Genomic DNA, 12,690 nt, shown 5'->3' on the forward strand with positions numbered 1-12,690 from the left:
CGCGTGACAGCCGGTGTGATGGGGAGCACAATCGAGGCAATGCCCGGTTCGTCGATACCCGAACCCGCGGTCGCGCTCGGCGATGACCCGCGGAGCTACGCGCTGCTGCTGTCCGAGGTGTACGACGCGACGATGGCCGGTGGGCGTTCCCCCGCGAAACCACGCCTGGTCATCGAAGAATCCTGGAACAGGTTGCTGGGTAGGGGTATTGACCCGGAACATCACTGCCCGCCGGATGTGGACCGCAGTGGGCTCGATGCGCTGCGGCAGTCCTCGGGGCTGATGGCCGTACTCGACGACATCGCCCGCGGTCTGGAATCGGTGCTGGCCGACGGGAACAACATCCTGGTGATCGCGGATGCGCGGGGGCGGGTGCTGTGGCGTTCCGGGGCGCCCCGGGTGCTGATGAAAGCGGACCGGTTGGGTTTCATCGAGGGCGCCAACTGGGGTGAGGCGGCGGTCGGCACCAACGCCATCGGCACCGCACTGGTGTCCCGGCGCGCGGTGCAGATCTTCTCGGCCGAGCATTTTCTGCGCAGCCACCACGCCTGGACGTGCGCCGGTGCCCCGATTCGGGATCCGCGCACCGGTCAGGTGATCGGTGCCGTCGACGTGTCGGGACCGGCGGCAACGGTCCATCCCACCACCATCGCGCTGGTCGACCTCGTGTCCCGGCTGGCCGAATCCCAGTTGCGTGAGGCGCATGACCGCACGCTCAACCAGTTGCGGGCCGTCGCCGCCCCGATCCTGGCCCGGATGGCCGGGCCCGCACTGGCCGTCGATGTGGATGGCTGGGTCGCCGCCGTCGGCGCACTCCCACCGCATCACCGGATCCTGCTGCCGCAGAACATCACACCCGGTAGGGCCTGGGTTCCCGCGCTGGGGTCCTGCGATCTGGAACCGTTGAGTGGCGGGTGGCTGGTGCGACCGGTCGGCGAGGATGACGCCGTGGCGGCGTCGACGCGGGCGACCCTGGACCTCCGCGATCAGAATGCCCCGACGCTCGAGGTGGCCGGACAGTTCGGGTCGTGGCGGCGGGACATCTCGCAGCGTCATGCCGAGATCCTGTATGTGCTGGCGACCTGTCCCTCGGGTCGCTCGGCACCGGAACTGGCGGAGGACCTCTACGGAGACCGGTCCCGGGTGGTCACCGTACGGGCCGAGATGTCGCGGATCAGAAAGCAATTGGCGGGTGTGATCGCCGCACAGCCCTACCGCTTCACCGAATCGGTGGAACTGGATGTGCGGTATCCCGACGATATGCGCGGCTTCCTGGCGGCGTCGAGTGCGCCGGCGATCCGGGCGGCGCGCATCAACTGAGCAGGATCTGGCTCAACCTGGTGGTCGTCGCGACGCCGTCGTCATAGCCGCCCTCGCCGCCGAGGGCATTCATGACGGCGAGCGTGAAACGCGCGCCGGCCCCGGCGAATCCCACCGAGTTGATCACCCAGCCGCCCTGTTCCTGGGACCAGCCGTTCTTGTTTCCGGGGGCCATCGCCGGTCCGGCGCCCCAGACGCCCCACTGTTGATCCGGACTGACCCGCTGCATCTCACTGGCGATCGCCGCGGCATCGGCGGAATTCATCTGGGTCAGCACGTAATTCATCAGGCGGTCGAGGTCGTTGGCCGTGGCCTTCTGAAAGCCCCAATAGGGGAACACATCTCCGAACCCCGGTTGTGGCTGCAGGGATGTCAATCCGTAGCTCGGGAAGTCGGTGTTGAACGCCCGATGGTCGGGCCCGCCGTAGCGCGACCACAGCGTATCGGCGGCGTCGTTGTCCGAGTCGCGCAGCATGGCGATCATCAGCTGACGGTCCGCAGCGGAAAGCCGCAGCGCCCCGGCGCGTTCACGGGTCAGCAGATCGACCACCATCGCGAGCTTGATGGTGGAGGCGGTCCAGATCATGGTGTCGGCGGCCGCGTTGGCGTATCTCTGCCCGGTGCTGCGGTCCCGCAGGACATAACCGATCACACCCGGTCGGGAGGCCAGATAGCTGTCGGCCGCGGCGATACGGGACTGCAGGTCCGCGCGGGCCGCCGGGGCGACGAATCCGGTGAGCATCAGCAGGGTGGCCACGACCAGCGCCAAGCGACCCATGCGTGCACCCACGCCGCACACAGTATCCCGGTCAGGCGGCGTACGACGTCATCGACAACGAACCGTAGGTATATCCGTCGATCAGCGTGTCGGGGGCGGCGGACGGTCCCGCCGCCGCGAGCAACCCGGCGAAGTACAGCGACGGGATGAAATGGTCGGGGGTGGGCACCGCCGCGGCGTAGTCGGGGTGTTCGGTGAGTCGCGCCATATCCGCCGGGGAAGCGGTGAGCAGCTCGCGGGCGGATTCGTCGAATCGTGCGGCCCAATCGAATCCGGTATCCGGGGTGCCCGGATCCATGGCGCGCAGATTGTGCACGATGTTTCCGCTGCCGACGATGAGGATGCCGCTGTCGCGCAGCGGGGCCAGCCGGGCCCCCAGATCGAGGTGGTAGTCGAGCGACTTCTCGGCATTGATCGACAACTGGACGACGGGGATGTCGGCGTCGGGGAAGGCATGCACCAGCACCGACCAGGTGCCGTGGTCGATACCCCAGCTGTCGACGTCGGAGCCCACCCAGGTGGGTTCGACGATATCGGCGATCTCGCCGGCCAGATCCGGTAAACCCGGTGCGGGGTAACGCATGTCGTAGAGCTCGCGCGGGAAGCCGTAGAAGTCGTGGATGGTCCGGGGCCGGGGCATCGCCGTCACCGCGGTGGCGTTGATGTACCAGTGTGCGCTGATGACCAGGATGGCCCGTGGCCGTGGCACGGATTGGCCGAACTGCTGCCAGGCGAGGGTGTAGCGGTTGGTCTCGAGCGCGTTCATCGGGCTGCCGTGTCCGAAGAAGGCGGCGGGCATTCTCATCCCGCCATTGTCTCCGACGTAGGCCTTGCGGCGCCGACATATCAAATTAGGCTCGCCTTATTTACTTGAGTGAGGTGCTGAGTGCGTGACATCCGTGTGGCGGTGGTCGGGGCCGGTCCGGCCGGGATCTATGCGTCCGACATCCTGACCAGCGAACATCCCGGTGCCCGGGTCGACCTGTTCGACCGACTGCCCGCCCCCTACGGCCTGGTGCGCTACGGCGTGGCGCCTGATCACCCGCGGATCAAGGAGATCGTCAAGGCGCTGCGCCGGGTGCTGTCCCGGGACGAGATTCGCTTCCTCGGCAATGTGCACTACGGCAGCGATATCACCCTCGCCGACCTGCGCCGCCACTACGACGCGGTGATCTTCTCCACCGGCGCCCGCGGGGACCGTCCACTGGACATCCCCGGAATCGACCTGCCCGGCAGCTACGGCGCCGCGGACTTCGTGTCGTGGTACGACGGTCACCCGGACGTGCCCCGCTCCTGGCCGCTGGAGGCCCAGAGCGTGGCGGTCCTGGGCGCGGGCAATGTCGCGCTCGATATCGCGCGGATGCTCGCCAAACCCGCCGACGAACAGCTGAGCACCGAGATCCCGGGCAACGTGTACCAGGGCTTGCTGCTCAACCGGGCCACCGACGTGCACGTGTTCGCCAGGCGTGGCCCGGCCCAGATCAAGTTCTCGCCCATGGAGTTCCGCGAGTTGTCGCACTCGCCGAGTGTGGATGTGATCGTGCACCCGGAGGGCTTCGAGATCGACGAGGCCAGTCAGAAGGCGATCAACTCGACGAAATCGGTCAAGCTGGTCGTCGACACGATGATGCGCTATATGGACAAAGAGCCCACCGGGGCGCCGCACCGCATCCACCTCCACCTCTGCCAGGCGCCGGTGGCAGTGCTCGGCGAGGACCGCGTCGAAGGGCTGCGAACGGAGCGCACCGAGCTGATCGGTGACGGAACGGTGCGTGGCACAGGAGAATTCCTCGACTGGCCGGTGCAGGCCGTGTATCGCGCGGTCGGGTACCAATCCACCCATCTGGCTGATCTGCCGTTCGACCACCACTCCGGAGTGGTCCCGCACGACGCGGGACGGGTACTCGACGCGGACTGGATGGTGGTGGACGCCACCTATGTCACCGGCTGGATCAAGCGCGGCCCGATCGGACTGATCGGCCACACGAAATCCGATGCGGCCGAGACGGTCAGCAGTCTGCTGGCCGACCTGCCGGGCCTGCGGTCACCCGAGGTCGGCGACCCCGACGCCATCCTGGCGTATCTTTCCGGCAAGGGCGTCGACTACACCACGTGGGCGGAATGGGAACGGCTCGATGCCCACGAGGTCGCCCTCGGTGAACAGCAGGGCCGGGAGCGGGTCAAGGTGGTTCCGCGCGAGGAGATGATCCGCGCCGGGCGCGGTTAGCGTGTGCTCACCCCTGCCGGCGTTGGAACGAGATGATGTTCGGGTTCAGGATCTTTCCGTCCTGGATCTCGATCGCGCGGCGGATGGTGGGGTCGGCGTTCCAGCCCTCGGGCCCGGCGAGCACGGATCGCAAGTACGGAAGCAGCGCCTCGCTGATCTCCCACGTGGCGGAGTTCCACAGGTAGGACGGGCTGTGGTCGACGGCGTAGTACGTGATGTTGGTGCCGACGGTGAATGTCGGATGGTCGAACGAGGTGGGCGTCGCCCAACTGAAGGCCATCCCTTCATCGCAGGACACATCGATGATCACGCTGCCCGGCTGGAACGCCGCGAGATCGTCCTCGACCAGGAAGGTCAACGGCGCATCGGTGTCCTGAAGGACGCAGTTGACGATGACATCGTGCTCGGCGAGATACTCCGACAGGGGAGTCCGCCCGCCGTCGATGAGTGCGTAGCACTGCGATCGGCCGTCCGGGCCCGTCGCCTGCTCGTCGAATTGCACGATGTCGGCGGAGTGGATCGGCGAGGCCACCGCGGTGACGCCGCGGTGGGTCAGGATGTTGACATCCGTGACGCCGTGCGCGGTCAGTGCCGTCACCGCACCTCGCGCGGTCGCGCCGAAACCGATCACCGCGGCACGCAGCCGACGGCCGTAGGTGCCCGTGGAGCCGATGAGCTGTAGCGCGTGCAGCACCGAGCAATAGCCGGCCATCTCGTTGTTCTTGTGAAAGACATGCAGCGTGAACGAACCGTCGGCGCTCCAGTGCTGCATCGACTCGAAAGCGATGAGCGTGTGGCGGCGTTCGACGGCGCGCTGAGTCAGCTTCGCGTTCTGCACGCAGTGCGGCCAGCCCCACAGGACCTGCCCGACCCGAAGTTGGTCCAGATCGTCGGCTTCCGGCTTGATCAACAGGATGACGTCGCATTCGGCGATCAACTGGTCGCGTGAGCGCACCCCGGCGACCGACTCCGACAACTCTGCATCGGAGACGCCGAAATCTGCGCCGTAGCCGTCCTCCAGATAGATCCGGCCGCGTAGGTCGGCGTCGATGCGGCCCAGCTGCGCCGGGTGTAGCGGCAACCGGTGTTCGTTCTCCTTGCCGGTGCGGGCGATCACGCCGAGCGTGAGATCAGGCATCGATCGTCGTCGTCTGGACCGGCGCCACGCCGCCCCCGTCGCCGAGCAGCTGAACGACCGTCGAATCGTCGTCCGGCGCTGCCGCGGCGGTCATCGTGGTCTCGGCGTGCGCGGGGCTCGCGTCCGGCGGGACCACCAGCAAGACGACCCTGTTGCGGTTGAACCCGAGTACCTCGACCGTGTGCGGCGGCTGGATCCGGTACCCGTCGAGTCGGATCCTGCGCGTCCCGACAGGCAGTTTGGCGGGTGCTTGCGCCCATTCGCTGAGCTTGTACAGCACCCGATCGACGGGTCCGATCCGCGTCTCGAGCGCCGCGAGCAGCTCGGGGATCTCGATCGTCAGATCGGCGCTGTGCGGCCACCAGGCCCCGTCGACGTAACCGCTGTGCGGTCCTTCGGGTTTCAGTCGCAGCCGTACACGGTACGTCGGTGTGGGAGTCGTCATGGTGGCACTTCCGCCCTGTTGTCCCCGTGCCGCCCGCCGCGGCTTGATACGTGCAAATGACGCTATGACTTCGGGGAAGCCAGACCATAGGGACGAAAGTCACCGAGTGGTGCGCTGATGGTAGGCGCTAACGGTCACCCAGATACGCATCGGCCCACGCGCCGATGATGCGGCCGGCGCGGTGCGCCTGACCCGGGCCGGTGAGCAGGTGCTCGGAACCCTCCAGGGACACGAAGCTGCGGGGGTGCCGGGCGGTGCGGAAGATATCGCTGGCGTTCTTGATTCCCACCGTGTTGTCGGTCGGGGAATGCAGGATCAGCAGCGGCAGCTTCAGGCCTCTGATCTTGTCGTGCAGTTTGGCCACCCGGACATCCTCGACGAAGGCCCGCTTCAGGGTCAGGGTCTTGCCGCCGACCATCCACTGCCCGCTGCCCTCGGCGAACACCTGCTCCAGACAGGCGTCGTACTGGTGCTCGACGTGCGAAGGATCGATGGGGGCGCCGACGGTCACCACGGCGCGCACCCCGGGGCACTGGCGGGCCGCGGCCAGGACCGCCGCACCGCCCCAGGAGTGCCCGGCCAGGATGTCCGCCGGTGTCCCGCGGTCGGCCATGAACCTGCACGCCGCGATGACATCGTTGACCTTGACGGTGAAGGATCCGTCGCCCCAGTCGCCCTCGGAGCCGCCCAGCCCCAGCGCGTCGAAGCGCAACATCCCGATCCCGTCGGACGCCAGTTGCTTGCAGATCCGCGCTGCTGCGGGTGAGTCCTTGCCGAGGGTGAAACCGTGCGAGAACACGCCCCAGCCCCGCGCCGGGCCGTCGGGCAGGTCGATCACCCCGGCCAGCATGGGCCCGGTCGCACTGGGAAAGGTCACCCGTTCAGCCATGGGGGAGGTTTACCATGGCCCCCGACTCGATCCGTAGGGTATGAGGGTGCCAGCGACCACACCTCTGAACACCATCGCACTGGAACTCGTGCCGCCGAACGTGGAACGCGGCCCGCAGTACGCCGTCGACGAGGCCCACAAGGTGCTCGAGCTGGCCGCCGCGACGGGGTTGGCGGGCCGGTTCGGCCACATCATGATCCCCGGCATGATCGACGAGGACGACGACCGTCCCGTCGAGATGAAACCGAAGATGGACGTCCTCGAGTACTGGTCGCTGATCCGGCCGGAACTGCCCGGTGTGCGCGGGTTGTGCACCCAGGTGACGTCCTTCCTGGGCCCCGACGCACTGGGGCAGCGTCTCACCGAGCTCAGCGGCGCGGGATTCGACGGGATCGCCTTCGTCGGCGTGCCGCGCACCATGAAGGACGGCGAAGGGGAGGGTGTCGCGCCCACCGACGCGCTGTCGATCTACGCCGATCTGGTGCCCAACCGCGGCGCCATCCTGATTCCCACCCGCGACGGTGAACAGGGCCGATTCACCTTCAAATGCGGCCAGGGCGCCACCTACGGCATGACGCAGTTGCTGTACTCCGACGCGATCGTGGGCTTCCTGACCGAGTTCGCCGAGCAGACCGATCACCGGCCCGAGATCCTGCTGTCGTTCGGGTTCGTGCCCAAGATGGAGTCCAAGGTCGGGCTGATCACCTGGCTCATCCAGGATCCCGGCAATCCCGCGGTGGCCGCCGAACAGGAGTTCGTGACCAAGCTGGCCGGCCTGGAGCCCGCCGAGAAGCGGACCCTGATGCTCGATCTGTACAAGCGGGTCATCGACGGCGTCGCCGATCTCGGCTTCCCGCTGAGCGTGCACTTCGAGGTCGCCTACGGGGTGTCCACACCGGCGTTCGAGACGTTCGCCGAGATGCTGGCCTACTGGTCGCCGCGCTAGCGGACCGGCAGGCCTCAGGCCGCGAACGCCGGTGCCAGCTGCACCTGCAGCACCGGATCGGTATCCAGTCGGTGGCGCAATGTGCTCTCGAACTGCCAGATCGACGCGAGGTCGTGGTCGAGGCGGCAGTCCACCGCGGCGGCCGAACCCGACGGCGGCGGGCTGGCGGCGACATGATCGGCCACCCAATTGAGGAGGGCGCGCGGCGCCGCCAGGTAATGGCGCGGTTCGGGCAGGGTGACCACGGCCGCGTACAGCAGGCCGTGCTCGGTGATCACGATGTGGGTGGCGGCCACGTGTACCGGTCCCCGTCCCTCGGCCCGGCCCCATTCGGTGGCGGCCAGCCGGCCCTGGAGGACGTGCAGACGCACATCGTCGGTGAGGAACCTGGCGAACTCGTCGGCACCGATCTGAGGTGACGAACTCAGATCGGTGTCCAGGCAGGCCCGCAGCATCTCGCCGAAGTAATCGAACAGCTGATCGCTCATGAGGCGCTCCCGTCGGGTCGATCCCTCGAGCCTGCACCCTATGCTTGTCCTGGTGCAAGATCCGTCCGCCACCGAGCTGCGCGCGCGCCTCGATGACCTGACGTTCCGGGACGCCGCCAGGTTGGGCCGGCGACTGAAGAATCTGCGCGGCGCTCCGGACGGGAAGTTGGTGGCGCAGTTCGCCGCCGCCGAAGGACTCATCGCCACCAGACGGGCCGCGGTCCCCGAGATCACCTACCCCGACCTGCCGGTAAGCGAGCACCGCGAAGAGCTGGCCAGGGCGATCGCCGCGCATCAGGTGGTCGTGGTGGCCGGGGCGACCGGGTCGGGCAAGACGACCCAGCTGCCCAAGATCTGTCTGGAACTCGGCCGCGGTATCCGCGGCACCATCGGGCACACCCAGCCGCGGCGGTTGGCCGCCCGCACCGTCGCCCAACGCATCGCCGACGAGCTACGTGTCCCGCTCGGTGGCGCCGTCGGCTACACCGTGCGCTTCACCGATCAGGCCGACGATTCGACGCTGGTCAAGCTGATGACCGACGGCATTCTGCTCGCCGAGATCCAACGAGACCGGCGCCTGCTGCGGTACGACACGATCATCATCGACGAGGCCCACGAACGTAGCCTCAACATCGACTTCCTGCTCGGCTACCTACGCGAATTACTGCCCCGCCGACCGGATTTGAAGGTCATCGTCACCTCGGCGACGATCGATCCGGGCCGATTCGCCGAGCATTTCGGCACCGTCGGGGCGCCGGCCCCGATCGTCGAGGTGTCGGGACGCACGTATCCGGTCGAGATCCGGTACCGCCCCTTGGAGGTGCCGGTCGCGGCCGACGCCTCCGACGATCCCGACGATCCCGATCACGAGATCGTGCGTACCGAACTGCGCGATCCGACCGAGGCCATCGTCGACGCGGTCAACGAACTGGCCGCCGAACCGGCGGGTGACGTGCTGGTGTTCCTGTCCGGGGAGCGCGAGATCCGGGACACCGCAGAAGCATTGCGCGGTGCGGTCGGACCGCATACCGAGGTGCTCCCGCTGTATGCCCGGTTGCCCACCGCCGATCAGCAGAAGGTGTTCACCCCGAGCCGCAGCGGTCGCCGGATTGTGCTGGCCACCAACGTCGCCGAGACGTCGTTGACGGTTCCGGGGATCCGGTACGTCGTCGATCCCGGTACCGCCCGGATCTCCCGTTACAGCCGGCGCACCAAGGTTCAGCGACTGCCCATCGAACCGATCTCGCAGGCGTCGGCGGACCAGCGCGCCGGCCGGTCGGGCCGCACCGCGCCGGGTATCTGCATCCGGCTGTACTCAGAAGCGGATTTCGACGGCCGGCCCCGCTACACCGACCCGGAGATCCTGCGGACCAACCTCGCCGCGGTCATCCTGCAGATGTCGGCGCTGGACCTCGGTGACATCGAAGAGTTCCCTTTTCTGGACCCGCCCGACGCACGCAGCATCCGCGACGGGGTCGGGCTGCTGCAGGAACTCGGCGCCTTCGACAGCGCGGGCGCGCTGACCGACACCGGGCGGCGGCTGGCGCGGCTGCCGCTGGATCCGCGGATCGGCCGGATGATCCTGGCGGCCGACGCAGAGGGCTGTGTGCGCGAGGTGCTGGTGCTGGCCGCCGCGCTGTCCATCCCGGACCCGCGTGAACGACCCGTCGACCGGGAGGAGGCGGCCCGGCAGAAGCATGCCCGGTTCGCCGACGAGCACTCCGACTTCGTGTCGTACCTCAATCTGTGGAATTATCTGCGTGAGCAGCGAAAGGAACGCTCCGGCAGCGCTTTCCGCCGGATGTGCCGCGAGGAGTTCCTGCACTACCTGCGCATCAGGGAATGGCAGGACCTGGCCGGTCAGCTGCGCAGTATCGCCCGCGATATCGGTATCGGAGAATCCGACCAAGCCGCCGATCCCGCCGGCGTGCATGCCGCGCTGGCGGCGGGACTGCTCTCGCATATCGGGCTGCGTGAGGAAACCAAGGGCCGGGACTCCCGCGATTACCAGGGTGCGCGGAATTCGAAGTTCGTCCTGGCACCGGGCTCGGTGCTGACCCGCAAGCCGCCCCGCTGGATCGTCGTCGCGGATCTGGTGGAGACCAGCAGGCTGTTCGGCCGGACAGCGGCCCGTATCGATCCCGAGACGCTGGAACGCGTTGGCGCACATCTGGTCGCGCGCACCTACAGTGAACCGCACTGGGACGCCGTGCGCGGCGCGGTGATGGCCTATGAACGGGTCACCCTCTACGGATTGCCGTTGGTGCCGCGACGGCGGGTCGGCTACGGCACCGTCGACCCCGTCGTCGCCCGCGAGTTGTTCATCCGGCACGCGCTGGTCGAAGGCGATTGGCAGACCCGGCACCACTTCTTCCGCGACAATGCCGCGCTGCGCGCCGAGCTGGCGGAGCTGGAGGAACGGTCGCGGCGCCGTGACCTGATGGTCACCGATGACGAGATCTACGCCCTGTACGACGCCAGAGTGCCGGCCACGGCGGTATCGGCGCGGCATTTCGATGGGTGGTGGAAGAAGCAGCGACACCTGACCCCGGATCTGCTCACCTTCACCCGCGAGGAACTGCTGCGGGTGGACGACTCCGCCGACCATCCCGACGCTTGGCGCACCGACGATCTGGCGCTGCCCCTGACCTACCGCTTCGAACCGGGTGCGGCCGACGACGGCGTCACGGTCCATGTGCCGGTGCAGGTGCTGGCCCGGCTCGGCGGTGACGGATTCGCCTGGCAGGTACCGGCATTACGGGAGGAACTGATCACCACGCTGATCAAGTCACTGCCCAAGGACCTGCGCCGCAACTTCGTGCCCGCCCCCGACACCGCCCGCGCGGTGCTGCCCACACTGGATCCCGGATCGGGTTCGGTACTCGACGCGCTGCAACGCGAACTGCGCAGGATCAGCGGAATCCTGGTGCCCATCGACGCCTTCGACCTGACCAAGGTGCCTGCGCATCTGCGGGTCACGTTCGCCGTCGAGGACAACGACGGCAAGGAGGTGGCGCGCGGCAAAGACCTTGGCGCACTTCAGGAAGGCCTGGCCGCACCGATTCAGCGGGCGGTGACCGAGGCCGTCGCGGGTGGCCTGGAGCGCACCGGTCTGACCGCGTGGCCCGCCGATCTCGATGAACTGCCCCGCACCGTGGAGCGCGTCACCGGCGGGCACACCGTGCGCGGCTACCCGGCCTTCGTCGACCGCGGAAAGTCGGTGGATGTGCGGGTGTTCGCTTCGGCTGCCGAGCAACAGGCCGCGATGGGTCCCGGTATCCGGCGGTTGTTGCGGTGCAGCGTGCCCTCGCCGGTGAAGGCCATCGAGCGGGGCCTGGACACGCGAACCCGATTGGCGCTGGGCGCGAACCCGGACGGCACGCTGGCGGACCTGCTGGACGACTGCACCGATGCGGCGGTGGATGCGCTGGCCCGCACGACGGTATGGACCGTTGCCGATTTCACCGCGTTGCAGGCAAGGGTGGCCGCGGAGCTGGCCGCCATGACCCGGGGCATCGTCACCAGGGCGGCGAAGGTGCTGACGGCGTTCCATGAGGTCCGGGTGGCCTTACCGGACAAACCCGGTCCGGCCCAGGCGGCAGCGGTCGCTGACATCCGGTCACAACTGGACAGACTGCTGCCCAAGGGATTCGTGACGAATGCCGGCGCCGGCCGGCTGGCCGATCTGACGCGATACGTCACCGCCGTCGAACGCCGGTTGCAGCGGTTGCCACACGGCCCGGGCGCGGACGCCGAGCGGATGGCCCGCGTGCACGCCGTCGAGGACGCGTACGACACTCTGGTCCAAGCTCTTTCGCCCACCCGCGCCCAAGCCGCCGATATCCGGGACATCGCCTGGCAGATCGAGGAGCTGCGGGTGAGCCTGTGGGCGCAGCAGCTGGGCACACCCCGGCCGGTGAGCGAACAACGGATCTACAAGGCCATCGACGCGATCGGCTAGCTCGCTAACGGCGCAGATCGGCCAGCGACCTTCGCAGCCCGCCGTCGAGCCGGATCTGGATGACGGCCACCCCGGCCATCACCGCCGCCGTGATGAAGTGCACGACCGCATCGGTGATGTTGTGGGGAAAGGTGAACACGTAGGCGACCTGATGGGAGAACAGGGCCCAGACGCCGGGGAGTCCGCCGGCCACCGCGCCGACCAGCAGATACAACACCGACCAGGACTTGCGCAGGCAGAACACCAGACCGGGCCCGAATAGGGCGAGACCGGCGAGCGCGTGCCACCCGTTGTAGTCCATGCCGAGGATCTGCACGGTCGGCGCTCCCGGGCCGGTGGCGAAGCTGGGTTCGGCGATGAATCCGATAATCGCCTGCGTGAGGTGGAACACCGAGATGACGAGCAGACCCCACTGGGCGAAGCTCCAATTACTGATACGGAACATCTCCTACCCCCTGTAGTAGACCCGTGCTGTGACGGTACGACGGTGGCGGCGCG

The 12,690-nt window shown here is 67.8% G+C and carries 11 protein-coding genes; 4 read left to right on the plus strand and 7 right to left on the minus strand.

What is annotated here, in order from left to right; all coding sequences use genetic code 11:
* The first annotated feature begins 39 nt into the window (after nucleotides 1-39).
* On the plus strand, nucleotides 40-1,320 hold the full coding sequence (locus QN239_RS03325) for a GAF domain-containing protein (protein ID WP_499008169.1): 1,281 nt from the start codon (nucleotides 40-42) through the stop codon (nucleotides 1,318-1,320).
* Here the strand turns inward: QN239_RS03325 and QN239_RS03330 are convergent.
* Complete coding sequence (locus tag QN239_RS03330) at nucleotides 1,313-2,062, minus strand: serine hydrolase (protein WP_499016541.1); 750 nt, start codon at nucleotides 2,060-2,062, stop codon at nucleotides 1,313-1,315. The genes QN239_RS03325 and QN239_RS03330 overlap by 8 nt on opposite strands.
* Before the next feature lie 67 nt (nucleotides 2,063-2,129).
* A complete protein-coding gene (gene ygiD, locus QN239_RS03335) occupies nucleotides 2,130-2,897 on the minus strand; it encodes a 4,5-DOPA-extradiol-dioxygenase (protein ID WP_499016542.1) in 768 nt (255 codons plus the stop codon).
* Nucleotides 2,898-2,984: 87 nt separating this feature from the next.
* Between ygiD and QN239_RS03340 the strand changes: the two genes are divergently transcribed.
* Nucleotides 2,985-4,325 carry an FAD-dependent oxidoreductase gene (locus tag QN239_RS03340; RefSeq protein ID WP_499008170.1) on the plus strand — a complete coding sequence of 447 codons (1,341 nt, stop codon included), beginning with the start codon at nucleotides 2,985-2,987 and terminating at the stop codon, nucleotides 4,323-4,325.
* A gap of 7 nt (nucleotides 4,326-4,332) precedes the next feature.
* Here QN239_RS03340 and QN239_RS03345 read toward each other — a convergent pair whose 3' ends face one another.
* From QN239_RS03345 to QN239_RS03355, 3 genes are all read right to left on the minus strand, one after another.
* Nucleotides 4,333-5,463 carry a N(5)-(carboxyethyl)ornithine synthase gene (locus tag QN239_RS03345; protein WP_499008171.1) on the minus strand — a complete coding sequence of 377 codons (1,131 nt, stop codon included), beginning with the start codon at nucleotides 5,461-5,463 and terminating at the stop codon, nucleotides 4,333-4,335.
* Nucleotides 5,456-5,908: a DUF5994 family protein gene (locus QN239_RS03350; RefSeq protein ID WP_499008172.1), complete on the minus strand. Its 453-nt coding sequence runs from the start codon at nucleotides 5,906-5,908 to the stop codon at nucleotides 5,456-5,458. Before QN239_RS03350 ends, QN239_RS03345 begins: the two co-directional genes overlap by 8 nt.
* A 127-nt stretch (nucleotides 5,909-6,035) precedes the next feature.
* A complete protein-coding gene (locus QN239_RS03355; protein WP_090359245.1) occupies nucleotides 6,036-6,797 on the minus strand; it encodes an alpha/beta hydrolase family protein in 762 nt (253 codons plus the stop codon).
* A 46-nt stretch (nucleotides 6,798-6,843) separates the two neighbouring features.
* Here QN239_RS03355 and QN239_RS03360 point away from each other — a divergent pair, with 46 nt between their 5' ends.
* Nucleotides 6,844-7,743, plus strand: coding sequence for a mycobacterial-type methylenetetrahydrofolate reductase (locus tag QN239_RS03360; protein ID WP_499008173.1), 900 nt, complete (start codon nucleotides 6,844-6,846; stop codon nucleotides 7,741-7,743).
* A 14-nt stretch (nucleotides 7,744-7,757) separates the two neighbouring features.
* On the opposite strand, the gene QN239_RS03365 is transcribed toward QN239_RS03360, so the two are convergent.
* Complete coding sequence (locus QN239_RS03365; RefSeq protein ID WP_499008174.1) at nucleotides 7,758-8,231, minus strand: hypothetical protein; 474 nt, start codon at nucleotides 8,229-8,231, stop codon at nucleotides 7,758-7,760.
* A 52-nt stretch (nucleotides 8,232-8,283) separates the two neighbouring features.
* Between QN239_RS03365 and hrpA the strand changes: the two genes are divergently transcribed.
* Nucleotides 8,284-12,192: an ATP-dependent RNA helicase HrpA gene (gene hrpA, locus QN239_RS03370; protein ID WP_499008175.1), complete on the plus strand. Its 3,909-nt coding sequence runs from the start codon at nucleotides 8,284-8,286 to the stop codon at nucleotides 12,190-12,192.
* A 4-nt stretch (nucleotides 12,193-12,196) separates the two neighbouring features.
* Here the strand turns inward: hrpA and QN239_RS03375 are convergent, their stop codons facing one another.
* Nucleotides 12,197-12,637 (minus strand): DUF4383 domain-containing protein, encoded by a 441-nt coding sequence (locus tag QN239_RS03375; protein ID WP_499008176.1) that lies wholly within the window; start codon nucleotides 12,635-12,637, stop codon nucleotides 12,197-12,199.
* Nucleotides 12,638-12,690: the final 53 nt, after the last annotated feature.

The organism is Mycolicibacterium sp. Y3 (assembly GCF_051188035.1).
Lineage (GTDB): Bacteria > Actinomycetota > Actinomycetes > Mycobacteriales > Mycobacteriaceae > Mycobacterium > Mycobacterium fluoranthenivorans.